This window comes from Listeria innocua (genome assembly GCF_028596125.1).
Lineage (GTDB): Bacteria > Bacillota > Bacilli > Lactobacillales > Listeriaceae > Listeria > Listeria innocua.
Window position 1 is genome coordinate 807,065 of sequence record NZ_CP117229.1, and the last position, 25,954, is coordinate 833,018.

General features: G+C 35.7%; 24 protein-coding genes, 1 pseudogene and 1 riboswitch. Of the genes and pseudogenes, 21 read left to right on the top strand and 4 right to left on the bottom strand.

Annotation, left to right across the window (positions count from 1 at the left end; genetic code table 11):
- Positions 1 to 84: 84 nt before the first annotated feature.
- The gene (locus tag PQQ29_RS04480; protein WP_010990633.1) at positions 85 to 555 is read right to left on the bottom strand and encodes a MarR family transcriptional regulator; all 471 of its coding nucleotides are present in this window, start codon (positions 553 to 555) and stop codon (positions 85 to 87) included.
- 205 nt (positions 556 to 760) lie between these two features.
- Here PQQ29_RS04480 and PQQ29_RS04485 point away from each other — a divergent pair, with 205 nt between their 5' ends.
- The 5 genes from PQQ29_RS04485 to PQQ29_RS04505 all read left to right on the top strand — a co-directional run bounded on the left by PQQ29_RS04485 (position 761) and on the right by PQQ29_RS04505 (position 7,458).
- Positions 761 to 3,409: a calcium-transporting ATPase gene (locus PQQ29_RS04485; RefSeq protein ID WP_112119690.1), complete on the top strand. Its 2,649-nt coding sequence runs from the start codon at positions 761 to 763 to the stop codon at positions 3,407 to 3,409.
- Positions 3,410 to 3,752: 343 nt separating this feature from the next.
- Positions 3,753 to 4,808, top strand: coding sequence for a DNA cytosine methyltransferase (locus PQQ29_RS04490; protein WP_112119691.1), 1,056 nt, complete (start codon positions 3,753 to 3,755; stop codon positions 4,806 to 4,808).
- Positions 4,805 to 5,836, top strand: coding sequence for a DUF262 domain-containing protein (locus tag PQQ29_RS04495; protein WP_160124391.1), 1,032 nt, complete (start codon positions 4,805 to 4,807; stop codon positions 5,834 to 5,836). Before PQQ29_RS04490 ends, PQQ29_RS04495 begins: the two co-directional genes overlap by 4 nt.
- A gap of 3 nt (positions 5,837 to 5,839) precedes the next feature.
- Positions 5,840 to 6,544 (top strand): MAE_28990/MAE_18760 family HEPN-like nuclease, encoded by a 705-nt coding sequence (locus tag PQQ29_RS04500; RefSeq protein WP_112119693.1) that lies wholly within the window; start codon positions 5,840 to 5,842, stop codon positions 6,542 to 6,544.
- Between the two features lie 116 nt (positions 6,545 to 6,660).
- Positions 6,661 to 7,458 (top strand): DUF5677 domain-containing protein, encoded by a 798-nt coding sequence (locus tag PQQ29_RS04505; protein WP_112119694.1) that lies wholly within the window; start codon positions 6,661 to 6,663, stop codon positions 7,456 to 7,458.
- A 214-nt stretch (positions 7,459 to 7,672) separates the two neighbouring features.
- On the opposite strand, the gene PQQ29_RS04510 is transcribed toward PQQ29_RS04505, so the two are convergent.
- On the bottom strand, positions 7,673 to 7,930 hold the full coding sequence (locus tag PQQ29_RS04510) for a DUF1294 domain-containing protein (protein ID WP_003761210.1): 258 nt from the start codon (positions 7,928 to 7,930) through the stop codon (positions 7,673 to 7,675).
- Between the two features lie 78 nt (positions 7,931 to 8,008).
- Between PQQ29_RS04510 and PQQ29_RS04515 the strand changes: the two genes are divergently transcribed.
- The 5 genes and pseudogenes from PQQ29_RS04515 (at position 8,009) to PQQ29_RS04535 (ending at position 13,276) form a co-directional block, all read left to right on the top strand.
- Positions 8,009 to 8,386: a RidA family protein gene (locus tag PQQ29_RS04515; protein ID WP_010990638.1), complete on the top strand. Its 378-nt coding sequence runs from the start codon at positions 8,009 to 8,011 to the stop codon at positions 8,384 to 8,386.
- Between the two features lie 64 nt (positions 8,387 to 8,450).
- Positions 8,451 to 8,547, top strand: a riboswitch (SAM riboswitch).
- Positions 8,548 to 8,641: 94 nt separating this feature from the next.
- A complete protein-coding gene (locus tag PQQ29_RS04520; RefSeq protein ID WP_010990639.1) occupies positions 8,642 to 9,745 on the top strand; it encodes a 5-methyltetrahydropteroyltriglutamate--homocysteine S-methyltransferase in 1,104 nt (367 codons plus the stop codon).
- A 96-nt stretch (positions 9,746 to 9,841) separates the two neighbouring features.
- Positions 9,842 to 10,942 (top strand): excinuclease ABC subunit UvrC, encoded by a 1,101-nt coding sequence (uvrC, locus tag PQQ29_RS04525; protein WP_003771054.1) that lies wholly within the window; start codon positions 9,842 to 9,844, stop codon positions 10,940 to 10,942.
- Positions 10,943 to 11,112: 170 nt separating this feature from the next.
- Positions 11,113 to 12,555, top strand: a pseudogene (locus PQQ29_RS04530) (amino acid ABC transporter substrate-binding protein/permease).
- Complete coding sequence (locus PQQ29_RS04535; RefSeq protein WP_003771056.1) at positions 12,548 to 13,276, top strand: amino acid ABC transporter ATP-binding protein; 729 nt, start codon at positions 12,548 to 12,550, stop codon at positions 13,274 to 13,276. Before PQQ29_RS04530 ends, PQQ29_RS04535 begins: the two are co-directional and overlap by 8 nt.
- Before the next feature lie 43 nt (positions 13,277 to 13,319).
- On the opposite strand, the gene PQQ29_RS04540 is transcribed toward PQQ29_RS04535, so the two are convergent.
- Positions 13,320 to 15,239 carry an amidase family protein gene (locus PQQ29_RS04540; protein ID WP_187984052.1) on the bottom strand — a complete coding sequence of 640 codons (1,920 nt, stop codon included), beginning with the start codon at positions 15,237 to 15,239 and terminating at the stop codon, positions 13,320 to 13,322.
- Positions 15,240 to 15,714: 475 nt separating this feature from the next.
- On the opposite strand from PQQ29_RS04540, the gene PQQ29_RS04545 reads away from it, so the two are divergent.
- The 8 genes from PQQ29_RS04545 to PQQ29_RS04580 all read left to right on the top strand — a co-directional run bounded on the left by PQQ29_RS04545 (position 15,715) and on the right by PQQ29_RS04580 (position 21,642).
- The gene (locus PQQ29_RS04545) at positions 15,715 to 15,861 is read left to right on the top strand and encodes an Lmo0850 family protein (RefSeq protein ID WP_010990641.1); all 147 of its coding nucleotides are present in this window, start codon (positions 15,715 to 15,717) and stop codon (positions 15,859 to 15,861) included.
- A gap of 225 nt (positions 15,862 to 16,086) precedes the next feature.
- The gene (locus tag PQQ29_RS04550) at positions 16,087 to 16,845 is read left to right on the top strand and encodes a hypothetical protein (RefSeq protein WP_003766067.1); all 759 of its coding nucleotides are present in this window, start codon (positions 16,087 to 16,089) and stop codon (positions 16,843 to 16,845) included.
- A gap of 81 nt (positions 16,846 to 16,926) precedes the next feature.
- Positions 16,927 to 17,481: a TetR/AcrR family transcriptional regulator gene (locus PQQ29_RS04555; protein ID WP_187984053.1), complete on the top strand. Its 555-nt coding sequence runs from the start codon at positions 16,927 to 16,929 to the stop codon at positions 17,479 to 17,481.
- Positions 17,482 to 17,497: 16 nt separating this feature from the next.
- Positions 17,498 to 17,839 (top strand): quaternary ammonium compound efflux SMR transporter SugE1, encoded by a 342-nt coding sequence (sugE1, locus tag PQQ29_RS04560; protein WP_003736027.1) that lies wholly within the window; start codon positions 17,498 to 17,500, stop codon positions 17,837 to 17,839.
- 2 nt (positions 17,840 to 17,841) lie between these two features.
- Entirely contained in the window at positions 17,842 to 18,162 is a 321-nt protein-coding gene (gene sugE2, locus PQQ29_RS04565; RefSeq protein WP_003771065.1) for a quaternary ammonium compound efflux SMR transporter SugE2, read from the top strand.
- Between the two features lie 150 nt (positions 18,163 to 18,312).
- Positions 18,313 to 19,425 carry a D-alanine--D-alanine ligase gene (locus PQQ29_RS04570; RefSeq protein ID WP_003771067.1) on the top strand — a complete coding sequence of 371 codons (1,113 nt, stop codon included), beginning with the start codon at positions 18,313 to 18,315 and terminating at the stop codon, positions 19,423 to 19,425.
- 63 nt (positions 19,426 to 19,488) lie between these two features.
- Complete coding sequence (locus PQQ29_RS04575) at positions 19,489 to 20,862, top strand: UDP-N-acetylmuramoyl-tripeptide--D-alanyl-D-alanine ligase (RefSeq protein ID WP_010990643.1); 1,374 nt, start codon at positions 19,489 to 19,491, stop codon at positions 20,860 to 20,862.
- Positions 20,863 to 20,928: 66 nt separating this feature from the next.
- Entirely contained in the window at positions 20,929 to 21,642 is a 714-nt protein-coding gene (locus PQQ29_RS04580; RefSeq protein ID WP_003761230.1) for an alpha/beta hydrolase, read from the top strand.
- Positions 21,643 to 21,652: 10 nt separating this feature from the next.
- Here the strand turns inward: PQQ29_RS04580 and PQQ29_RS04585 are convergent, their stop codons facing one another.
- Positions 21,653 to 22,678 (bottom strand): substrate-binding domain-containing protein, encoded by a 1,026-nt coding sequence (locus PQQ29_RS04585; protein ID WP_010990644.1) that lies wholly within the window; start codon positions 22,676 to 22,678, stop codon positions 21,653 to 21,655.
- 244 nt (positions 22,679 to 22,922) lie between these two features.
- On the opposite strand from PQQ29_RS04585, the gene PQQ29_RS04590 reads away from it, so the two are divergent.
- The 3 genes from PQQ29_RS04590 to PQQ29_RS04600 are packed head-to-tail and all read left to right on the top strand — an operon-like array spanning position 22,923 to position 25,940.
- Complete coding sequence (locus tag PQQ29_RS04590) at positions 22,923 to 24,245, top strand: ABC transporter substrate-binding protein (RefSeq protein WP_003761234.1); 1,323 nt, start codon at positions 22,923 to 22,925, stop codon at positions 24,243 to 24,245.
- Positions 24,242 to 25,120, top strand: coding sequence for a carbohydrate ABC transporter permease (locus tag PQQ29_RS04595; RefSeq protein WP_003761236.1), 879 nt, complete (start codon positions 24,242 to 24,244; stop codon positions 25,118 to 25,120). The genes PQQ29_RS04590 and PQQ29_RS04595 overlap by 4 nt, the downstream gene beginning before the upstream one ends.
- Positions 25,107 to 25,940, top strand: a complete 834-nt coding sequence (locus tag PQQ29_RS04600) for a carbohydrate ABC transporter permease (RefSeq protein WP_003724791.1) — start codon at positions 25,107 to 25,109, stop codon at positions 25,938 to 25,940. The genes PQQ29_RS04595 and PQQ29_RS04600 overlap by 14 nt, the downstream gene beginning before the upstream one ends.
- The last annotated feature ends 14 nt before the right edge of the window (positions 25,941 to 25,954 follow it).

Consider the following 25,954-nt stretch of genomic DNA (forward strand, 5'->3'; position numbering starts at 1 on the left):
GCTTAACTCCTTTTTGTTTCCTTGTCAACAAAAATAAAACGATAAAAAACAGCCTAACTAATAAAAGCAAGACTGTTACTAAGTTTATTCTGATTTCCTATCTAAAATTTTTTTCATTTCAGCATCTAAATGACGGCTATATTTATCCACAAATTGTAAAACTTCCTCATATTGTTTATCAGAAACATCTTCAAAAACAACTTTATCCCGGTCAAGAAACTCTTGGTGCAAATTATCATGCACTTGGTTGATTTCTGCTCCTTTGGTCGTTAATCGAAAATAGATTTCTTTTTTATTTTCAGGTTTTTGATAGCTTTCAATATATCCTTTATCCATTAATTTTTTAGTGATTTTACTAATCGCGCTTTTTGTCATATAGAAAGCTTCTGCGAGTTTAGTTACGTTTGGGTCCTCATTTTTAGCAATAAATTCAATGCAGTGAACTTCGGAAGGTTTGTATCCCTCAAGCGCTTTTTCCATTTTCACTTTGTTAATCCATGCGAGTTTGTTAAATAAATCTCTAACGTTTGCCATGACTTGTTCGTTTTTATCCATGCCATGCCCTCCTAAGTTATCTCTCTGGTTGTAGTATAGTTGTTTTTTGTGTCCGTTTCAACTATTTTTTGCCTTTATTCGCTAAAATAGGAAGTTGGAAGCGCTATTTGTTAAGAGTGTGTAAATTATCCATGTTATCAATATTATTTCACTGTTAAGATTTGTTATACTTAACACATAGATTGATTGGAAGGGGCTGAAATGATTGGAGATTTACCGCAAAAGCGCGGCAGATACATTTAAACAACTAGAAGCAACAGAACAAGGCTTAACAACTAGTGAGGTTACAAAACGACAAGAAAAATACGGTTTTAACGAACTGAAGAATAAAAAGAAAGATCCACTTTGGAAGCTTTTTCTCGAAACGTTTAAAGATCCAATGGTCATCGTTTTAGTCATAGCTGCCTTGGTGCAGTTGGTTTTAGGTGAAGTAGTTGAATCACTTATTATCTTTTTAGTACTTATTGTCAACTCAATTATTAGCGTAGTTCAGACGAGAAAAGCAGAAAGTTCACTCGATGCTTTACGAGAAATGTCTGCGCCAGTTGCCAAAGTAATTCGCGATGGCTCTAAACAAAGCATTCATGCGCGCGAACTCGTCCCAGGTGATGTAGTTATTTTAGATGCAGGTGATTTTGTCCCAGCAGACGGCCGCTTATTCGAAAGTGGTTCTTTAAAAATCGATGAAGGCATGCTCACTGGGGAATCCGAAGCAGTAGAAAAATATATTGATACTATTTCTGATGAAGTAGGCCTTGGTGACCGTGTGAATATGGTGTTCAGTGGCTCCCTCGTTGTTTATGGTCGCGGGATGTTTGTCGTAACAGGCACTGCTAGCGAAACGGAAATCGGCAAAATCGCAGGACTTCTTGAAACAGCCGAAGCAAAACAAACACCACTACAACGAAAACTTGAATCATTTAGTAAAAAATTAGGAATTGGTATTTTAGCACTCTGTGTACTTATTTTTGCAGTTGAGGCTGGTCGCGTATTACTCGGCGACAATTCAGCGGATATGGCAACAGCGATTTTAAATGCCTTTATGTTTGCCGTGGCCGTAGCTGTAGCAGCGATTCCAGAAGCACTTTCTTCTATTGTAACGATTGTACTTGCCGTTGGAACAAATAAAATGGCAAAACAACATGCGATTATTAGAAAGCTCCCGGCCGTTGAAACACTAGGCTCCACAAGTGTTATTTGTACCGATAAAACAGGTACGTTAACCCAAAACAAAATGACGGTTGTCGATTACTTTTTACCAGATGGAACAAAGGAAAATTTCCCGGATAGTCCAGAAAACTGGTCAGAAGGGGAGCGTCGTTTGATTCATATTGCGGTACTTTGTAATGACTCAAATATTAACAGTGAAGGTAAAGAACTAGGCGACCCTACCGAAGTAGCGCTAATTGCCTTTAGTAATAAAAATAATCAAGACTACAATGAAATTCGCGAAAAATTCATCCGTGAAGGCGAAATTCCATTTGATTCAGATCGTAAGTTAATGTCTACGCTTCACACCTTTAATGAAAACAAAGCAATGCTAACAAAAGGCGGACCAGATGTGATGTTCGCGCGCTGTAGTTATGTTTTCCTTGACGGCGAAGAAAAGCCAATGACGGAAGAAATTTTAACGAAATTAAAAGAAACAAATGAAGAATTTTCAAATCAGGCACTCCGGGTCCTTGCTTACGGCTACAAACGGATGCCAGCTGACACAACCGAATTAAAATTAGAAGACGAACAAGACATCGTACTAGTTGGTTTAACTGCAATGATTGATCCGCCGCGTGAAGCTGTTTATGCGTCGATTGAAGAGTCGAAAAAAGCCGGTATCCGCACCGTCATGATTACTGGTGACCATAAAACAACCGCACAAGCAATCGGTCGCGATATTGGTTTAATGGATGCAGACGACATCGCTTTAACTGGTCAAGAACTCGACGCAATGCCAGAAGAAGAACTTGATAAAAAACTAGAACATATCGCTGTTTACGCCCGTGTTTCTCCAGAAAATAAAATCCGTATCGTCAAAGCTTGGCAGAAAAAAGGTAAAATAACGGCAATGACTGGCGACGGTGTCAATGATGCGCCCGCTTTAAAACAAGCCGATATTGGTGTCGCAATGGGTAGCGGAACTGACGTTGCCAAAGACTCTGCCGCGATGATTTTAACCGATGATAATTTCGTTTCAATTGTGGATGCAGTTGGTGTAGGTAGAACGGTTTTTGATAATATTAAGAAATCAATTGCTTATCTATTTGCAGGAAACTTAGGCGCGATTATAGCAATTTTATTCGCGCTAGTACTGGACTGGATTAACCCGTTCACAGCGCTACAACTACTATTTATCAACTTAGTCAATGACTCCTTACCGGCAATTGCGCTAGGAATGGAAAAAGCAGAACCTGATGTAATGAAACGCAAACCGAGAGATATTAACGAAGGTATTTTTGCTGGTGGCACGATGCGCGCCGTTATCAGTCGTGGTGTCTTAATCGGTATCGCCGTTATCATCTCACAATACATCGGTATGCAAATTTCACCAGAGATGAGTGTCGCAATGGCGTTCACTACACTTATCCTAGCTCGTACATTACAAACTTTTGCAGCTCGCTCAAACGTCCAAACCGCATTTGGCGCAGGCTTCTTCAGCAACAAATACGTAATCGGCGCGGTATTACTTTGTTTCGTCCTATACGGAATTACAGTATTACCAGGAGCTCGCGAAATCTTCTCGATCCCAGCAACATTTGGTTTACACGAATGGTCGATTGCAGCAGGCTTAGCACTCGGAGCAGTTGTGATGATGGAGATAATTAAAGTAGTTCAGAATAAATTTTTTAAAGTGAGTTGAGAATAACAGATTATTATTTAGAACTATTTTCTTTACTTGATAAGAGTATCTATAATATTATAGATACTCTTATCATTTAAGTATCTGACTATAACTATACATTTTATTTTAATCAGGGTACAAATATTAAGCCCTCTTTATTGCGCTTTATATAAGGGAGCCGTATTTTGATTTATGAGGATAAAAGGGCAGAAATAATCATAGAAGAAATATAGATTTAAAGGTTTTTAAACTAAGTATTTCGCAAAACTAAAATATTTTATCCAATAGAGAAATGTTAAAAAGCATGCTATAATCAAATTTGATAGCAGAATTTTGAATTATATATAAGGGAGTCGAAATAATGAAGTTAAGAGCTGTGGATTTGTTCTGTGGAATTGGAGGTCTCACTAGAGGGGTTACTAATGAAGGAATAGATGTAATTGCAGGGATAGACATAGAAAGCTCTTGTGAATATGCATATGAACAAAATAATAGTGCTTATTTTATAAATAAAGATATTAAAGAAGTAACTGGGAAAGAAATTGAGAAATTATTTCCTAAAGACACGGACATAAAAATACTGATGGGTTGTGCTCCTTGCCAACCTTTTTCATCATATAGCCGTAGATATAAAAATAACGAAAAAACAATTCAAAAAATGGATTTATTAGATTACTTTGGACAATTAGTTATAGATGTTAAACCAGAAATCGTATCAATGGAAAATGTTCCACAATTAAGGAATGAACATGTTTTTAAAACGTTTATAAATACTCTTGAAGAGCAAGGGTATAATGTTTTTTGGGAAATTGTATATGCTCCAGAATATGGGGTGCCACAAAATAGAAAAAGACTAGTGTTATTGGCTTCAAAATTAGGGAGCATAGAATTAGTGGAGTCTATGTATGATGTATCTTGTTATCCTACAGTTCGAGATTCAATAAGCACATTAACTAAGATTAAATCTGGTGAAACTGACAAGAAAGACATTATGCATAAAAGTGTTAAATTAAATACTAAAAACTTAAAAAGAATAAAACAATCTAAACCAGGTGGAACTTGGAAAGATTGGGATGAGGACTTACTATTAACTTGTCATAAAAAAGAGACAGGTAAATCTTATTCATCAGTATATGGAAGAATGGAATGGGATAAACCTGCACCAACTATAACTACTAAGTTTTTTGGTTATGGGAATGGAAGGTTTGGTCATCCTGAACAAGATAGGGCTATCTCATATAGAGAAGGAGCGATCCTTCAAACTTTCCCTCTAGATTATAGATTTATAAATGAACAGTCAGGTAGTATATCATACAGCCAATTAGGTATTCAAATAGGTAATGCTGTACCAGTTAAGTTAGGTGAGGCTATTGGAAAATCAATAAAAAAGCATATAGAAGGGATAATGATAAAGTGAACTTAATAACAACAGAACAAAAAAAAAAAGCTGAGCAACAAATTTTGAATTTACAAGAAAGAGTAGATTATGATATTAGGGACTATCCTATAGAGTTTATAGTGAGCAAATATGATTCTGAGGATTACTTTATACCAGATTACCAGAGAGAATTTATATGGTCTAGCTCTGATCAAGCTCGTTTTATAGAATCATTATTGTTAGACTTACCCATACCGCTTCTTTTTTTATCTGATACGGATGAAGGGAAATTAGAAATTGTGGATGGCGTTCAAAGAATAAATACATTGTCTGCCTTTTTAAGTGGTAAATTGGTGCTTTGTAATTTAAAAAAATTAACAGAAGTTAATGCGTTTAACTTTAGTAATTTACCCCCGTCTCAGCAGAGAAGATTACAATCTAAAGCTTTACGTGTTATTGTTTTGAGGGCAAGTACAAGTGAAGATATAAGAAAAGAATTATTTGATAGACTAAATACTTCAGGGGAAAAAGCTAAAGATTCAGAGGTAAGAAGAGGATCATTTGAAGGCGATTTCATGACATTTATTGAGAATATGGCTAACTTACCTAAGAGACAGTTAGTTGCCCCTGTATCACCAAAAAACAAAAAAAGAAGAGAACATATTGAGTTAGTGTTAAGATTTTTTGCCTATTCTAATAACTATAAGAATTTTAAGCATGGAGTTCAAGTTTTTATTGATGATTATATTAAGGACGTGAAAGATAGTTTTTCAGAAATGGATATGGAAGCAGATTTTCTGAAAATGTTGAGCTTTGCTGAAAAATATTTTCCAATAGGATTTAAAAAGACGAGTACATCTAAAACGGTTCCAAGGGTAAGGTTCGAAGCTCTATCTGTAGGAATAATTCTTGCATTAAGAGATAATGCGGATTTAGTGCCAGAAGATGTTAATAGTTGGATAAATAGTGAAGAATTTAAAAAACTTACAACAAGTGATGGCAGTAATTCTAAAGTAAGAGTAAAGGAAAGAATTGAATATGTCAAAAATAAATTGTTGGAGAAATAGTATATGACTAACAGTATGGAATTTGAATTTGATAAACGTTTAAGTGAAGTCGAATATTATTTCTTTTGCTTAGCTCAACTTTACAAATTTAATGAGCAAAAACAGTCAAATAATTTAAAAAGAAAAATGAAAACAAAAACTCATGATTTTCAAGATTTTTTAGTTATATTGAAAGCCAACTCTTTTATAGTGCTTTATAATTTAGTAGAGGCTTCAGTTAAAAATTTTGTTATTAGTATTTACGACGAAGTTTCTATACAAAGCTTAAATTATAATGATGTCTGTGATAAATTAAAAAAAATGTGGATTGATATTTATTATAATGATTTAAGTCATACTACAACAAATTACTCTCAACATAAAGAAAAAGCAAAAAATATGATTGAATTTATTATTGAAGGAAAAAAAATAGAATTTGGGGATGAAGTAAAGCTGAGTGGAAATGCAGATTTAAAACAAATAAGAAAGGTTTTTGATGATCATGGCATGACTATTGATTCTTCAATAATACAGGATGTAGGATCAGGATTATTGGAAGTTAAAAATAAAAGAAATAATATTGCTCATGGTAATATTTCTTTTATTGAGGGAGGAAGAGAGTCTTCAGTAGGTGATTTAATCAAGTATAAGGATGAAATAATTAGATTTTTATACGAATTACATACAGAAGTTTCTGAATATGTTGATAATCAGAAGTATCGCTGCTAGAATAATGAGCTTTTTATTTCTTTTTTTAGATATAAACTGGATGGAAGATAGTGCAGAGATAATTAGTACTGTATGACTTTAATAATTTTATTGTTAGAAAGAGAGTAAGTATATTTATGTATGATTTTCAATTCAAAACTGAAAGTTTTTGTAGAGAACTTTTCACAGTAACGTGTGACTTGAAAAAGAAGAATACTGAAGAGGATATTTTGTTTACAAGTTTATTAATAAGTATTTATAATTCTATCGAATCAACTTTTATACTTTTAGAAAATGAAAGATATTGGGATGCTCTTATTTTAGAACGTTCGGTTTTTGAAGGAATGCTCAGATTAATTTGCTTAAACAATGGAACGGTGGAGGAACAAGTAGAAAAGTTTAATGAATTTTTCTATTTACTACCAGAGTTTGAAAATTTAAAGAGGTATAACAGAGCAAGAGTAGTAAATAATAACAATAATAATAAATTCAAGCAAATTGTTGAAATTGAAAAAAATTTAGAAGATGTAATAAAAAAAACAAGTAGTATATATACTAAAAAAGATAGGAAAAGAATAGAGCACAAGTGGAGCGTATCGGAAATGTGTAATAGTACAGCTGATTTACAGATTGAAAAATTTGATATGTTGCTATATTTTTATAATTTATCTAGTAATTTTATACACAAAGATGCTACTTCTTTGGGCATACAAATTGAAAAAACTTTTGAGAATGAGAAGCTTTATTATGCTGCATTTAATGCAACGATTTTATTGAACATGATACATGTACTTTCAATATCAGTCATTTATTTTGGGAAATATTTTAAAAGTGATTTAAATAATCAAGTTAAGACTTTAATGAAAGAAAAAACTTCTTTATTTAGCCAGCTAGAAGAATTAAGAAGTAAATGGTTTGATAATGAGTATAAATAAGTAAAAAGGTAGTACTTCTAATTTAAGAAGTTAGCACGATAAATAATTATTTATCGTGCTTTTTTATAATATAAAAATTCGATTATTGTAGCAACAGAAGTAATTCATTTTTATAAACATTAATTGTTATGATTAAAAAAAAAACTATAAGTAAATAGCTAGATAAAAATTTTTCTATAAGTTCAAAGTTTTCTACGTAAACTAAAGCTCTCCCTTAATACAACCACCAAACCAAAACCCCAACAGTCCAAACCATCGCAAGTGGCACTAAAATCCGAAACTTCGGCTTTTGCGTTTTATGGTGAAACAACTGCATCGACATCCAACTACCAAAGGCACCACCAAGAAATGCGGAGAGAAGTAGTACTGATTCAGGTATACGGTATGCGTGTTTAATTGCTTTCCGTTTATCAACAGCGAATAATAGAAAAGAAATAAGTGTTATCGCGATTAAATATATCGTTAAAATCATCTGGAAATCCCCCTTTATTGCTAAAACTAACTTTATTGATTAGAATAAAAGCATACCACAAAAGAAAGCAGGGATAAAATGGCAAAAGAAATTATTCAAACCTCGTCAGCCCCAAAAGCACTCGGACCATATTCACAAGCTGTAAAAGTGAATGGACTTATTTTCACATCAGGTCAACTTGGTATTAACCCAGCAACTGGAGAATTAGCAGAAGGCGCAACAAAACAAGCTGAGCAAGCTTTTAAAAATTTAGCAGCCGTACTAGAAGAAGCTGGTTCTGGACTAGACAAAATCATTAAAGCGACTGTTTTCTTCAAAGATTTAAATGATTTTACAGCTGTGAATGAAGTATACGCTACTTTCTTTTCCAGTGATTTCCCCGCAAGAAGTGCTTTCCAAGTAGCCAAGTTACCGCTTGACGCTGACATTGAAATCGAAGTTATCGCAGAAGCATAAATATTCAGAAATAAATTTGACAATCACGAGAAGTAAACGATATAATAAGAACCAATTACATAGTAACTTATCAAGAAAGGTGGAGGGTTCTGGCCCAGTGAAGCCTTGGCAACCGGACTTTTCACGGTGCCAAATCCAGCAGTATCACTGACAGATAAGGCACGCGAAACAGGTAAATCACTCTTTCCCTTAAAAGCTGTCTTTTGGGGGAAAGTTTTTTTGTACATAAAAATAACTAGAATTGAGGCGAAGAAAATGAATCAAGTGGCACCATTTTATGCAGATCATGTTGGAAGTATTTTACGGACAAAGGCAATTAAAGAGGCACGCGAGAAATTCCAAAGTGGCGAAATTACAACTCAAGAATTACGTGAAATTGAAAATGAAGAAATCAAGTACATTGTTGAAAAACAAAAAGAAGTGGGTTTAAAAGCAATTACTGATGGCGAATTTCGCCGCGCTTGGTGGCATTTTGATTTCTTAGAGAATTTGGATGGGGTAGAAGGATACGATGCGGCGGGAGGCATTCAATTTAGCAAAGTCCAAACAAAATCTCATTCGGTGAAAATTACAGGTCCAATTGATTTCACGACGCATCCATTTATAGAAGATTTTATTTTCCTAAAAGAAGCCGTTGGTGAAAATCATGTAGCAAAACAAACGATTCCAAGTCCGGCGATGCTTCATTATCGTGGTGACATGGAGTATCAGCCATATATAGACGATGCTGATAAATTTGTGGCTGATTTAGCGGCTGCTTATCAAAAAGCGATTCAAGCCTTTTATGATGCTGGTTGTCGTTATTTACAATTAGATGATACATCGTGGAGCTATTTATGCTCTGATGAACAGCGTGAAGTCGTGCGTGAGCGAGGTTTTGACCCCGATACGCTGCAAGAAACATATAAAACGCTTATTAATGAAGCTATCAAGTATAAACCAGCAGATATGGTTATTACGATGCACATTTGTCGTGGGAATTTCCGCTCTACATGGATAGCAGAAGGCGGTTATGGACCAGTTGCAGAAACATTATTTGGCAAGCTAAATATCGATGGTTTCTTTTTAGAATATGATAATGAACGTTCTGGAGATTTTTCACCACTAAAATATGTAGCGCGCCCAGATTTGAAAATCGTTCTCGGCTTAATCACCTCTAAAACAGGGGATTTAGAAGATGAAACGGCAATCAAAGCACGAATTAAAGAAGCGAGTGAGATTGTGCCGCTAAACCAATTATGCCTTAGCCCACAGTGCGGATTCGCCTCTACAGAAGAAGGCAATATTTTAAGTGAAGAAGAGCAATGGAACAAATTACGTTACGTCGTCAAAATCGCAGAAGACGTTTGGGGGAAATAACAAATAAGAAGAACTGGCCTAGGCTAGTTCTTTTTTCGTCTTTACAAAAACAGCAAGTAGGAATAGAATAGATGTTCTAGAAGGAGGGGAAGCCCTTTGGATGACAAATTACAAACCAAATTAACCTTATTACCTGAATCACCAGGTTGCTATATTTATAGAGATGAAAATAACGAAATACTTTATATTGGCAAATCTAAATGTTTAAAAAACCGTGTAAAGTCTTATTTTCATAGTAAACAAATCGGTAAAACTGCAAGACTTGTAAGACAAATTCGTGATTTAGAACTAATTATCACTACCTCCGAAAAAGAGGCACTACTTCTCGAGATGATTTTAATTCAAAAATATCAACCTCCTTTCAATATCCAGTTAAAAGAAGGAACGAGTTATCCCTATATTAAAATCACGAATGAGAAAAATCCGCATATCGAAGTTGTATTTGAAGTGAAACAAGATGGCGCGCACTACTTCGGTCCATATCCTGGTCGGTTTTCAGCAAGGCAAACAGTAGAACTTATTGAAAAATTATATCCGCTTTGTAGATGTGACGGAAAGCCGGGACGTCCGTGTTTGTACTATCATTTAGGACTTTGCCTAGGACCTTGCCAAGCAGAAATTGAACCCGCTGTATATAAAAAACAAATTCAAAAAATTAGTCGTTTTCTTGAAGGCGATGTTAAAGGCGTGAAGGGGAAGCTCACTAAAGACATGGAAGCAGCCACCGAAAAACTGGAATTCGAAAGAGCTGCTGAACTACGCGATAAAATCCATGCTATTAATGAAACCATCGAAAAACAACATATTATTTTCCCCGGACTAAAAAATCGTGATATTATCGGCTGTTATGAACAAGATAATCATTTAAGTGTTTTCGTTTTCTTTGTCCGAAATGGCGCAATCAACGGTAGTAAATGGCATGTTTTCCCAATCGAAAATTCGCTCCAAGAAGACTTAGCCAATTTTATCAACCAATTTTACGAAGATCCAAATAATATCCAACCAAAAGAGTTGCTAATCGCAGAAAAAATCGATAAAATTACTTTGAAAGAGCCGCTCCGTAAGGCTTCTTCCTTCCCGCAAAAAGGTGGAAAGAAGAAACAGCTTAATTTAGCTATCGAAAACGCTAAGAGCACGTATGCCGCATATGCTAAGATGAAAGAATACGATTTTGAAAACCAATTGAAAAACAGTTAGAAGCTAGCTTTCACTGATTAGCTTCTTTGTTTTGCTGTATTGAAAATCTTATCATAAATAACTATGGTCAATAATCTAGCCTTATGGTAAAATCTTACGAGTACGGAAAAAAATTAATGCTACATAAAATAATTAATTATAGCTAAACACATATAGAGGGAGGACACAATATGAAGAAATTTTCACGCTTCATACTAACAATGGCAGTTGCATGTGTTGCCATGTTCATTTTCACAGGAAACGGGTTAAATGCAAAAGCCGCAGAAGAAACATACTTGATTGGTACAGATACTACTTTTGCACCTTTTGAATTTGAAAAAGATGGGAAACATGTCGGGATTGACATGGACATTCTTAAAGCCATTGCCAAAGATCAAAATTTTAAATATGAAATTAAAGCAATGGGATTCAATGCAGCCGTTCAAGCACTTGAAGCTAATCAAGTAGACGGTGTAATCGCTGGAATGAGTATTACAGACGAACGGAAACAAAAATTCGACTTCTCTGATCCGTACTTTGACTCTGGCGTTGTTATGGGAATCCTGAAAGATAACGACGAAATCAAGAATTATGATGATTTAAAAGGTAAAAAAGTAGCCGTTAAAACAGGTACAGAAGGTTACGCTTTCGCTGAAAAAATAAAAGATAAATATGGTTTTGATATTGTTGTATTTGATGACTCAGCACAAATGTATGATGATGTTAAAACAAGAAATTCAGTTGCCTGATTTGATGATTATCCAGTACTCGCTTATGGCGTGCAAACAGGAAACGGTTTAAAAATCGTTACCGAAAAAGAAAAAGGAAATTCATATGGTTTTGCCGTTAATAAAGGCCAAAATCAAGAACTCTTAAAGAAATTCAATGCCGGTCTTGTTAATATTAAAGCTAGCGGCGAATATGATAAAATCCTTGAAACTTATTTAGGAAAAGATGCTGTTAAAGAAAATACTACTGAAAAAGGCTTCATGGGTATTATTAAATCTTCCTGGCCAGCACTTTTAGCTGGAATGTGGTTGACTATTCGTCTAGCCGTTGTTTCATTAATTATTGCCTTCATTATTGGTATTACATTTGGCTTTATGAAAGTGAGCAATAGTAAAATTCTACGTGGGATTGCAACAGTTTATGTAGATATTTTCCGTGGAACACCATTAATTGTTCAAGCATTCTTCTTCTACTTTGGTATTCCAGCAGCGCTCGACTTTAGGATGCCAGTATTCTTGGCAGGGGTCATTGCGCTAAGCTTAAATGCCGGTGCTTATATGGTCGAAATTGTACGCGGCGGGATTCAATCTGTCGACAAAGGACAAATGGAAGCAGCAAGAAGTCTTGGTTTACCACATAAAAAAGCAATGATGAAAGTCGTTCTACCACAAGCAATTCGGATGATGATTCCATCCTTTATCAACCAGTTCGTTATCACTTTGAAAGATACGTCGATTATGTCGGCAATTGGACTCGTCGAATTAACACAATCTGGTAAAATTATTATGGCGCGTACGTTTGAAAGTACATGGACTTGGCTTATCATTGGAATTATGTACTTAATCGTCATTACCATTTTAACGAAAGTGTCCGATCGTTTGGAAAGGAGATTACGAAATGACTAAACTTAAAGTAACAGGTCTTAAAAAAAGTTTTGGCGCGAATGAAGTGCTAAAAGGCATTGATATAGAAGTAAAAGAAGGCGAAGTAGTTTGCGTAATTGGGCCATCTGGTTCTGGTAAAAGTACCTTTCTTCGTTGCATGAATAATTTAGAGGAAATAACAGCTGGTGAAGTTGTTGTAGACGATTTTAATATTACAGATAAAAAAGTAGATATTAATAAAGTTCGCGAAAACATCGGTATGGTTTTTCAACATTTTAATTTATTCCCGCATCTTTCTGTGTTAGAAAATATTACTTTAGCTCCTGTAGAACTGAAAAAAATGGATAAAGAAGCAGCGAAAAGTAACGCGCTTCGTTTACTTGAGCAAGTTGGGCTAAAAGAAAAAGCAGATGAGTTTCCAAATCAACTATCTGGCGGACAAAAACAACGGGTTGCGATTGCCAGAGCTCTTGCGATGGATCCAGATATTATGTTGTTTGACGAACCAACCTCCGCACTTGACCCTGAAATGGTCGGGGAAGTTCTTGGAGTAATGAAAGAGCTAGCTAAAGATGGAATGACAATGATGATTGTTACCCACGAAATGGGCTTTGCTCGCGAAGTTGGCGACCGTGTTATCTTTATGGATGGCGGTTATATCGTGGAAGAAGGAAAGCCAGCTGATATTTTTGACAACCCTACAAACGAAAGAACAATTAGTTTCTTAGACAAAGTTTTATAATAAAAAAGCAATATGCCTGTATTATTCAGGCATATTGCTTTTTTTATTGGTTTGTTAAAACGGGATTTTTTCGATTCTTTGAAATCTGTTCGTAAGCATATCCCATATTTAGTAAAGCTATGTCCGTATTACGTTTAGAGACAAAAGTTAAGCTCTTAGGTTGATTTGATTCAGTATCATAGCCAGCTGGGATAGTGAGTTCCGGATTTCCAGCGATTGGAGCTAGGAACTTCACAGATCCGCCGACACCTGCTGATACGATAGCGTCTAATCTTTCATTTTGTAACACAGAATCCAGTTCGTTTTGTGTAATATGAATAAGTTCATTAGCTACGTTATCCGCTTCTTGTTTCGTCATTGTACTATTCTGCGACGCTACAAGTTCACTTTGGCCGAACTTCATGTTTCTAGTAGGATTAGTTTTATTAAAAGCGATAATCGATTCTAATGTCGACATAGGAGAACGATTAATTTGTAAAAATTGATTAAGATCTCGTTTGAAATCGGCATTTAATAAAGTGATATAATCAGTATCCACTTGTTCTAATTCTTCCAATGTGATGCCCTCTATAACGGTTGCACCAGCAGTTGTTAAATCTTTTTTAATTTTCTTTAGGATGGCTGTTTCTTCATTGCTTTCATCATCAGACAGTAGTCCAATCCGCTTATTTTTTAGCGCATCTTTGGAAAGTGGTGTTTGACTTGCTTCATCCATTAAAACATTGGTTGTTAAATAAGCATCTGTAACTGTTCTTGTAAGTGGACCAGGCGTATCAAATCTACTTGAGAGTGGGATAATTCCCTCATTGCTTACAAGGCCTTGACTGGGTTTAAAGCCAACAACAGATTGAGCTCCTGCTGGTAAAATGATAGAACCATTTGTTTCTGTTCCAATCGCAATTGCAGCGAAATCACAAGTAGCAGCAGTTGCAGATCCAGAGCTTGAACCAAGTGGATCTAGTTCGGAAGAGTAAGGATTTTTGCTACGCCCTTTTTTTCCTGAGTAGCCATTTGGTACTCCGTCGTCCATTGCAGCTGCCCATTCTGACATATTAGTTTTTCCTAAAATTAAAGCACCGTTTGTTTTAAGTTTGTCTACGATAGCCGCGTCTTTCTCCATTACCCAATCTTTAAGGGCTACAGTACCGGCACTTGTTGGCAGGGTAATAGTACCAATATTATCTTTTAAAACGACAGGCATGCCGTATAAAGCTGGTTTATTTGGCTCGTTTTGATTATCAAGTTGTTCTGCTTCTGCAATAATAGTAGGACTAACCTCTGTGATTGCATTTAACATAATCCCATTTTGATCGTGTTTTTTTATTCGGTTGAGGTAAATTCCTGCTAATTCTTTATAACTTAGTTGGTTAGTTGCAATTAAATTTTGAAGTTTGGCTATGTCAGCCCCAATTACGAGATGCTCTTTTTCTTCAAGAGCCGCTATATCCAATGATTCTAGTTGTGCGTCAATTGGATCCATTACTCGTTCTTTATCATAAAAATTTATATCTTGGATTGGCGTCTCTTCGGTCGGTTCTTGTTTACCTGGATTTACTTTCCCAGGTTTTACTTTACTCGGCAAAGTGTTATTCGGTGTAGTGTTATTCAGCTTAGAACTTCCCTTTTTTTTCGCTGCTGCTGTTTTGTCGTTTGTTAATTTAATTTCGAAATTTTTGTTTTGATTAACAGATTCCTGTGAAACTTTTCCAGTTAATCTACCAACTTCTAATGTTTTATTGCCAAAACCAGTTTCTAGTTTGAAGTTTTCTTTATTTGAACCGATTTTTTTATCTTTATCATGTTGATTGGAATCTTTGGGTTTGGACGTTGGAAGGTCTTTTTTGGAAATACTAGAGGTTCTTTCTGGAGCGGAAGTTTGTTGGCTTGTTAGGTAGAGATAGGTACCGGTTACACTAAACGTTGTAATAACTGTGGCACATATGATGATAATTCGTCTTTTCATGTAATTCCTCCGATGTCTGATATATGTATCTTATTATATAGGAAGTATAAGAGAAAATCAGTGACAATAATGTGAAGATAAGAATTATATTTTTAGACTTGATTTCATGCATAATAGCGATATATTCACAATCTGATTACTTAAAAATCTTTTATGTTGTTTTCTTTTCACAATTTTGTCACAAAATAGCGACTTTTTTCCTTTTAGTTAACAATTATTGATTATTATATTTTATAATTATAAGAAAGGATTACAAATCCACTTAGGAAACTTTATGTGAAAAAGGCAATTATTCTTTATATTAATACGATATTATCCAAAAAAATTCGGTTTTCAAACGCTTTCTTGAAAAAAGTCACGAATTTAGGTTAGTTTTTAGATTAATAGGGTATTTTTACTAAAGAGAATATGGTAAAGTAAGGAAAGAGAGATAATGAAAAGAATGAAAACTAATTTGGAAGATGGAGTGATGAGTTTGGATAATAATCAAAAAGATTTGAATCAAGTAATCCGTCAGCTCAAAGAAAAAGGTATTGTGGTTGAAAAAACCAAATCCCGAAAAGATATATGGAAATCGGTAAGCGGGAAAGCGATGCCGAATATGACACTTCGATTGCAATAAAATCGAGAAGTGGAGGCTTTTTATATGTTATTTATCTACGTTTTTTGTAAGTGAAGTTACGAAAAACGATAGAATTCGCATGTAAAATTACTCCACTTTTTTTCTTTGTCATAAATTAGTCATTAAGTTTTGATGTTTCTGTTATCCTTTTTAAGCGAAAATGTTGTATGATGGTATGGAAGACTTCTGTGAATGAAGAAATTAGAAATAGAGTGAGGCAAATACATGAAAAAAGAAGCAGTTAATCAACAATCTATTTATGTTCATATTGATCATGTTATTAACAATGTGGCGACAAGCGGCATTTCTTTTTGTGATTTTTTAAATGGCGTTGGGCAACCGCCTGAAAATATATTGTTAATCAAACATAATATGGAAGATGCGTCTTATAATGCACACACGGCTTTTCATTACTTAGAGCCAGGCGATTTGGCAAATATATCTAAAGAAAATTTCAGTCCACTTTGTTGGATTGATTTTGAAGATGTGGAACTTTTAAACCAACTTACACCGCAAGAAGTGGCTGAGATGCTTTATCTTGCGCATACGGGACGCCACCTTCGTTCTCCTTTTTACTATAAATTACAAAATAATTTTGTTTATTTAACGAGAGAAGACGGTCGCTACAATAAAGTATATTATCGAAATTTAAATCATTTTTATATGTTGCTAAGTTATGTCATTGCCCGGAAAACATCGGAACTCGTTAATGAGAAAGGCATTTTTTCGTTTGGAAAGAAAAAATATGTTTCTGAACCACCAGTTGAGCTACTCAAAAAAATGTCCGATCATTTCAAAGACGGTGCTTGTATAGCAATGGATGATGTCGTTAGAACTAGGACTCAAATCGAAGTACCCATTGGCCTTGGTCTTACGGAAGAAATGACTGAACTAGAAATAACTTCAAAAATTTACTACGAAGAAGAAGTTGCAAAATTAGTCTATGATTTAAAACAAAATGAATGGAAATATATCGAAAAATAAAAAATCAAACCTTTTCCTTTACGTTTGGTTTTTTATTTGATAGAATTTAACTAATGAACGTTAGTTAGGAGGATTATTCTAATGACGAAAAAACTTATTAAAGAAGTAGCATTAACCCTTTTTGCAGAAAAAGGATATGATGGGACGGCCCTTTCTGAAATTGCAAAAGCTGTAGGGATTAAAACGCCATCGTTGTATGCCCACTTTCCATCTAAAGAAGCGCTTTTTATGGAAGTGTATCAAGATAGCATCCACACAGAACTAAGCGAATTAAGTAAAGTAGCTGATGAAGAGACGCTAGTAGGAGAAGAAAAACTGCGGACAATCTTTTTTGTTGCGACTGATTTTTCAAGAAGTCCTGATGAGAAAAAGTTTTTCCAACGAGCAGTATTTTATCCACCAAAGTCTCTTTTTGAAGAGTTAAAAGAAGAGACGAGAACTTATGAGCAGTTAACGAATGATATTTTACGAAAAACGCTTGAGCCGGCGCTCCCTGAAGATGCTTTAACAAGATGGATGCATGTGTTCTATGCGTTACTCGATGGGCTTAGCGTCGAGCACGGGATCTATGATGAAACGGAATTTGAGTTGCGTAGGAAATCCGCTTGGGAAGTTCTCGCAAGTTTACTCGGATAAATTGGAGGTAAGGAAAATGGCTTGGTTTTATTTAATAATGGCAGGATTATCAGAAATTGTTTGGGCTTTTGGGCTGAAAGAATCGCACGGCTTTACGATGTTAGGGTGGAGCCTTTTAACGATAGCATTTCTAATTGTTAGTTTCGGTTTGTTTTCGATTTCCATGAAGTCGATTCCAATTGGGACGGCGTATGCAGTGTTTACCGGAATTGGGGCTGCTGGTACGGCGATTATTGGAATGATTTTTCTTTCAGAAGGCGTTTCTTTTTGGAAAATTGTTTCCCTAATCGTACTTTTAACAGGAATTATTGGTCTTAAGTTAGTGGATGGCAATGAGTCTGAGAAGGAGGCTAAATAACGATGGATTGGATATTTTTACTCGTAGCAGGTTTGTGTGAAATGGTCTTTGTTGTCATGCTGAAATTATCAGACGGATTTAAACGTCTCGGATTTGCGATACTCACCGTTATCTTTATGTCAGCGAGCTTCTTCTTATTATCTCTCGCACTTAAAACAATTCCGATTGGTACGGGTTATGCGATTTGGACCGGAATTGGGGCTGTTGGTAGTGTCACACTCGGAATGATTGTCTTTAAAGAGCGTAAGAGTGTTGGGAAACTGCTCTTCATTACGATGATTATTGCTGGCGTTGTCGGTCTAAAATTAACATCTGGTGTTTAAATAAAATAGGTTGAAAAAGATCTTTTTGGAATAAGAGCACGTCATTCTTATTCGAAAATGAAGATTTTTTCAACCTATTTTTTAGTTATGTCTTTTCATCTTGCTAAAACATGGTAAAATAGATAAAGCGAATAATGACGGAGGGGTATTATGAAAACCAAGTTAATTTTATTATACGGTGGAAAATCTGCTGAACACGAGGTTTCTTTACAAACAGCATTTTCAGTAATCAATGCTTTAGATTTAGAAAAATTTGAAGCTGAACCAATATATATTACAAATGAAGGTGAGTGGGTTCAAGGACCGCTACTTTCTGGAAAATTAGATTTTGTCGAGCAATTACGTTTCTCGGCTACAGATAGAGTGAAACTTGCTACAGCTGAATCAGAAAAATCAGAAGGGGAAGCAATTAGCCCAGCTGTTTTAGAAGCTGACGGACAAGAAACAGTTGTATTCCCACTTTTACATGGTCCAAACGGAGAAGATGGAACTGTTCAAGGCTTATTCGAAGTTTTAAATATTCCTTACGTTGGCAATGGTGTCCTAGCTTCATCAGCAGCAATGGATAAAATCGTGATGAAGAAAATTTTTGCAGATGCTGGTATTCCACAAGTTCCAGCAGTTGCGGTGCGTTTAATTGATTGGAAAAACTATCAAGAGGAAATGGTTACTGAAATGGAAGAAGTGCTTACATATCCAGTCTTCGTAAAACCAGCGAATCTTGGTTCAAGTGTTGGTATTAGTAAAGCAACGAATAAAACAGAATTAATTGAAGCGATGACAGAAGCATTTTTATACGACCGTCGTGTTGTTGTTGAACAAGGTGTGGTTGCTCGTGAGATCGAAATGGGCGTGCTTGGAAATGATACGCCAGTTTGCTCAGTTCCAGGAGAAATCTTGCCAGAAGGTGCAGTTGCTAAGTTTTATGATTACAAAGCAAAATATCAAGACAACAACACTGCATTAATTATTCCAACAGAAGTAGAACCGGAAATTTTAGAACAAATGAAAGAATATGCAGTTCAAGCTTTCTTAGGTCTTGATGCAAGCGGGCTCGTGCGTGCTGACTTTTTCTTAACGGAAGATAATCAGTTGTTCTTAAATGAAGTAAATACAATGCCTGGTTTCACACCATATAGCATGTATCCACTACTTTGGCAGGAAACTGGCTTACCATACGGAGCGCTAATTGAACGATTAGTTGATTTGGCAAAAGAACGCCACGCAGCTAAAAATGCACTTAAATATAAATTAGAAGACTAAAATAAACAAGAAAGCAGTTTTCAGATGCGGAAGCTGCTTTTTTATGGAAGAGAGCGATTTAATTTGAAAAAAACAGTAGGCGAAGTAGTAGCAATGTTAGATAGTTCCATCCATGTAGATACATTTCGCGATGTCGTCATTACTGGCATTTGTTTTGACACAAGGCAAATAAAGTCAGGAGATTTATTTGTTCCGTTTGTAGGGAATTTACGCGATGGACACGAATTCGTAAGTCAAGCACGAGAAATGGGAGCAGTGGCGACTTTTTGGCAAAAAGATGTACCCAATCCACCAACTGATTTCCCGGTTATTTTAGTGGAAAATACTTTGCTAGCACTTCAAGAGCTGGCAGCGAAATATATTCAGCAAGTAAAACCTAAAGTAATTGCAATCACTGGCAGCAATGGGAAAACGACCACAAAAGATATTATGGCAGCAATTGTTGAAACGACTTATAAAGTGCACTATACGGGCGGGAATTTTAATAATCATATTGGTTTACCTTATACTATTTTAACGATGCCGGAAGATACAGAAGTGGCTGTACTTGAAATGGGGATGAATCATCGTCATGAAATCGAAGTGCTGTCAAAAATTGCAAAACCTGATATTGCGATTATTACTAATATCGGCGAGGCTCATATTGAATACCTTGGTTCGCGTGAAGAAATTGCCAAAGCAAAACTCGAAATTACAGCAGGCCTAAATCCAAGCGGTATTTTAATTTATCCACATGAAGAAAACCTTCTTTTAGGAAACGTAGATGGCGATTTTAGACAACTAACTTTTGGTAAATCAGATGCAGCGGAAATTTATCCGTTAGAAATTCGCGCTGAAGCAGAAGGGACCTCTTTTATAACAAACTGGGAGCCAGATTTAGAAATTTTTGTTCCGATTATTGGCGAGCATAATGTTTTCAATACAATGGCGGCGATGCTTGCGGCAAGAGAAATTGGTATTGAAGGCGAAAAAATACAATCAGCACTTAAAAATATGGAACGTTCTAAAAGTCGTTTAGAATGGATAACGACCAAAAGCGGCGCACGTATTTTAAATGATGCTTACAATTCCAGCCCAACAGCGTTAAAAACAGTTTTAAAAACTTTTATGCATATGGACTCAAAAGGTAAACCAAAATATTTAGTACTTGCAGATATGCTTGAATTAGGCGATTTGTCGACAAAACTACATCAAGAATCTGCTGAAGTACTAGAAAATGATACGATTGAGAAGATTTTCTTATACGGTGAAGCGATGAAAGCTTTCAAATCAGTGGCTGAGGCAAAAATTGGTCAGGGAAAAGTTCAACATTTTGACACAAAGGAATCGCTTGAGACGGCGCTTCTTTCAGAAATAAATGGAAATGAATGGATACTGGTCAAAGGTTCTTACGGAATGGGCTTGAAAGATGTGGTAGAAAATCTTATTATTAAGTAACGAATAAAATTGGACATATGATATTACCGATTAATTGGTAATAATTTGGACAGGAGGAAAGGCATAATGGTTGCTTGTTTGTGTATTCATGGTTTTACTGGTTCGCCGTCCGAGGTGAAGCCGCTCGCTGACTATTTGCGAGAGCATACAGATTGGGATGTTTTAGCACCCACATTACCTGGCCATGATCACCTGCGCCACTTAAAAAATGTGACGTATAAAGATTGGATTGTTTTTGTAGATAGCATTTTAAGTCAAATGTTAAAAGAAGACGATGAAGTATATATTATTGGTTTTTCTATGGGCGGTTTGCTCGCAGGATGGCTTGCTAGGCATTATCCGGAAGTGAAAAAGCTGGTACTTCTAAGCACAGCTGTAAATGCGATGGAATGGCCACAAATTATCGAAAATTCCAAGCAAGTAATTACCGAAGCAAAAGAAGTCACGCTTAAAAACAGCCCGATGTTCAAACGCTATCAAAAGAAAGTAACTGAAACCCCGTGGACATCCACGCTTCAATTTAAAAAAATGGTCGCTCTTGCAAAACCAGTATTTGAACATATTGAAATTCCAACTTTTATTGCACAAGGCAGTGCCGATCCTATTGTTCCTGCTGAAAAAAGTGTCAATTTTTTAATGGAAAGTATTCCAGGACCGAAAGAATTATTTATTCTAGAAGGTTCAAAACATGTGATTTGTCAGGATGAACAAGCAGATAAATTATTTGCAGCTGTTTTAACATTTTTACAAAAAGATGTAGCTGTACTAAATGCAAATTAAAAAAACCGATTCAGCTCTCAGTTGCTGAATCGGTTTTTTTGTTTTCGCCAACAGAATCTCGGGCTATTAAATTAGTCGCAAGTGCCAGATGAACAAAGCCTTCATCTGGTTTTCTTACGCGATTATACATAAGTTCCACTGCTTTTTCGCCCATAAACGAAAGATTGGTACACATTGTCGTAAGTGGGGGATTGCTAAGTACCGTAAATTCGGTGTTATCAAAACAAATAATCGATAAGTCTTTCGGAATATTATATCCTTTTGATTGCAAATAAGTATTTAAAATAAATCCAAGACCTGAATTAACGCAAAACCAAGCAGTTGGAAGTTCATCTAGCTCGTCTAACGTCCGGTATAGTGTCGTTTGTTCTTCTTTAATTCGTGTAATGGCATATTTTTCATTAAAAGGAATCTGATGATACTGCAATGCTTTTTTGTATCCTTCAAAGCGTTCCTCATAACTTGGAGAAAAAGTAGTATCACCAAGAAAACCGATTTTTTGATGTTTATTTTCGATTAAAAATTCGACTGCCGTGAAAGCACCGTCTTTATTTTGGCTAATAACGGCATCGGCTTTTAAATGTGGATCGTGATGATCAATTAGTACCACTGGCATACCAAGTTCAATCACTTTCTTACTGTAAGCTGTATTAATATGCGATAGCAAGAAAATCCCTGTCCAGTTTTCCGTTGTTAGTTGCTCAGGAAGTTGATTCTTTTCTGCCTCCTCATCAGTCACTGGAAAAATAATTAATTCCGCTTGGTGAGCAATGATGCTTTGTTTCATATTATCAATAATTTCGCCAAAAAAACTACGTTGTGATAAGGCGAATGAAGTTGCTAAAAGTGCGAATTTTTCTTTCACGACTTCTCGTGCGATTTCTTTTTTATATTTATAACCTAATTCATCAGCCATTTTAAAAACAGCCAATTTAGTTTGCTCGCTGACCCCGTTTTTATTACCTAAAGCTTGTGAAACTGAATTTTTCGTTATATTTAGCCTGTCAGCAATATCTTGCATTGTAACTTTCTTCATGCTTCCCCCTCCGTTTTCCTCTGTTTATTCTATTATAGAAGTTAATTCACAAAATAGCAAAAATTTTATAATTAAAAAGTAATGTTAAAAGTAATTTTTATGATTTTTGATAGTAAATGCTTAAAACGTTTATAATAAAAGAATTTATAAAAGTAATTATTGACATTACAAAAATGTAATGTGATAATGTAATCGTAATCAAGCGCTTACAATTACAAAAAGTGGAATTAGGAGGATTATTGATATGAAGATTAGAAAAATTGCTATTGCGGCTCTTAGTGTTGCGGTTGCTGGCTCATTACTAACTGCTTGTGGCGGTGGAGGAAACAAAAGTGGAGACGATAACGGTAAAACAAAAGTAACGTTTTGGGCAGCTCCAAATCCAACTCAAGTAAAATATTGGGATGAAATGGCAAAAGCATATGAAAAAGAAAACCCAGATGTAACGGTTGAAGTTTCCCAAATGAAAGAAAGCCCATCATCAGAAGCGACAATTCAATCAGCTATCGCCTCTAAAACGGCACCAACTATGTCTGAAAATATCAATCGTAGTTTCGCTGCACAATTAGCAGATAGTAAAGCTATTGTACCTTTGAACGATGTAAAAGGTCTCGATGATGTTGTAAAAGAAAGAAAAATGAGCGAAACAATGGATTCTTGGAAATTCTCTGATGGCAATCAATATGTGCTACCTGTATACTCCAATCCAATTCTTTTTGCTTGGCGTTTAGATACATTAAAAGAACTTGGCTATGATGCTCCACCAAAAACATATAGTGAAGCACTTGAAGTTGGTAAAAAATTAAAAGCGAAATATCCAGATAAAGTACTTTGGGCTAAAGGTGATTTATCTGACCCAACAGCATGGATGCGCTGGTTTGATTTCTTCCCACTGTATGATGCAGCTTCAAAAGGAAATGCATTTGTTGAAGATGGCAAATTAGTTGCAGACGATAAAGCTGGAACAGAACTGTTAACCTTCATGTCCGAATTGCAAAAAAATAAATTACTCCTTGCAAGTAAAGCAACAGATCCATTTGAAACAGGAACAAGTATCATGGCAGACAACGGCCCGTGGACTTTCCCTAACTGGGATGAAAAATTCCCAGAACTTAAATATAACGAAAACTACGCAATAACTGCACCACTTGTACCAGACAGCATGGCAAATGAGAAAAATATTGCTACTTATGCTGATTCAAAAGGGGTTGTAATGTACGCTCAAGCAACAGATAAAGAAAAAGAAGCGGCAATGGACTTCTTGAAATTCGTTTATAACGACGATAAAAATGATTTGAAATTCCTTGAAACTACTAATTTAATTCCAGCACGTGACGATGCAACTGAAAATGAAGCTTTCACAGCATTCTTTAAAGAAAATCCAGAATTAGAAGTATATGCAGCAAATGTGCCGTATAGCATTCCAGCGATGGATGATGCGAAATACAATGATATTCAACAAGTTCTTGGAGAAGAAGCTTGGAATCCAATTGTACGCGGGGAGAAAAAACCTGATAAAGCTTGGTCTGACATGAAGAAAGCGGAGGACGGGGTGCTTCAAAAATGAAGCGGCGAAATAACAAATTGGGCTGGTCATTTACCAGCCCGTATCTCATATTCACAGCGGTATTTTTCTTAGTACCGCTAATTTGGTCAATTTGGTTGTCGGTGACCGATTGGAACATGATGAGTCCGGAAATCAATTTTGTTGGTTTGGAAAATTTTATTAAAGCTTTTACTAGTCCGGCAGTTCGAGCAGCCTTTTTTGTCACTTATAAATTTTTAATTGTGTTTGTTCCGATGGCGTTAATTATTTCGATGATTGTCGCAGTACTTGTAAACGGACTACCGAAGTTTAAAGGACTATATTTAGTGGCGTTTTTCCTACCATACTTGTCCTCAGGTGTTGTTACTTCACTAATTGTGCAAGGTTTACTTTCGTATAACAGTGCTCTAAATGTGTTTTTACGTGGGCATTTTGGTTGGGATATTGATTGGCTTGGGACGCCGATGTCGGCACTTGTCATTATTTCGCTAATGATTGCATGGAAAATGTCTGGTTATTATGCGCTTATTTTAATTTCTGGACTCGCTAGTATTAACCATGAAATTTATGAAGCAGCAGCAATGGACGGCTCTGGTCGCTTTAGAACCTTTTGGAAAGTTACCGTTCCGATGCTCTATCCAGCTTTATTTACCGTGATTGTTTTAGCGGTAGGTGTTAGTTTTGGGATTTTCACCGAAGTATACCAACTAACTGGCGGTGGCCCAAATTTTGCAACGAACACATGGCAAATGGAGATTTTCAACCAAGCATTCGTTAACTTGAATTCTGGTTATGCTTCAGCGATTTCTCTTATGGCTGCTACTGTAACGTTCGCATCAATTGGAGTTATTAAGAAAATGCTTGAGAAATGGGGTCAAAGAAATGGTTGGACATAATAGTAAAGCGGGAAAAATTGTTCGCTATATACTGACAACATTGCTCATGTTAGTTATGATTTATCCGTTTATTTATCTCGTATTAAATTCATTTGCAGCTTGGGATCAAGTAGATAAAAAGCTCATTCCGACTGAATTTACCACTCGTTCTTGGGATTGGCTGTTTGGGAATTCAGTGGTTGCGGCGCCTGCTCCGTGGATTCACGCCTTTATTAATACCATTATTGTTTCCACGATTGCGACAGGGTTAATGTTACTTTTTGGCTTAATGGTCGGCTATGCACTCGCAAAAGTTGATTTTAAGGGTAAAAAAATTGTTAATAATGCGATTTTATTCCAAATGTTTTTCCCGGCGATTATTTTGCTGATTCCGCAATTTTTAATGATTACGGACTTTGGGTTACTTGATACGTACGCTGGAATGATTATTCCGACCATGCTTAGTTTATGGGCCGTATTTATGTATACCAACTTTTTTAAAGCGATTCCAGATACTTTAATTGAAGCAGCAAAATTGGATGGTGCGAGTGATTTGAAAATTCTATTTCGGGTTGTACTTCCGATGTCCAAATCAATCACTACAGTTATCTTTTTATTCCTGTTCACAGACAGATGGACGAATTTACTTTGGGATATGCTTGTAACGAAGAGTGATGGAACGGTAACGCTGAATGTACTAATTTCGCAAATGTTCGGACCGTATGCAACTTATCCAGGTCCAATGTATGCAGCTTCTGTACTACTCACATTGCCACTAATTATTCTATTTTTATTCTTCTCAAAGAAATTCCAAGAAGGAATGCAATTTACTTTGAAATAAAAGGAGCGACTGAA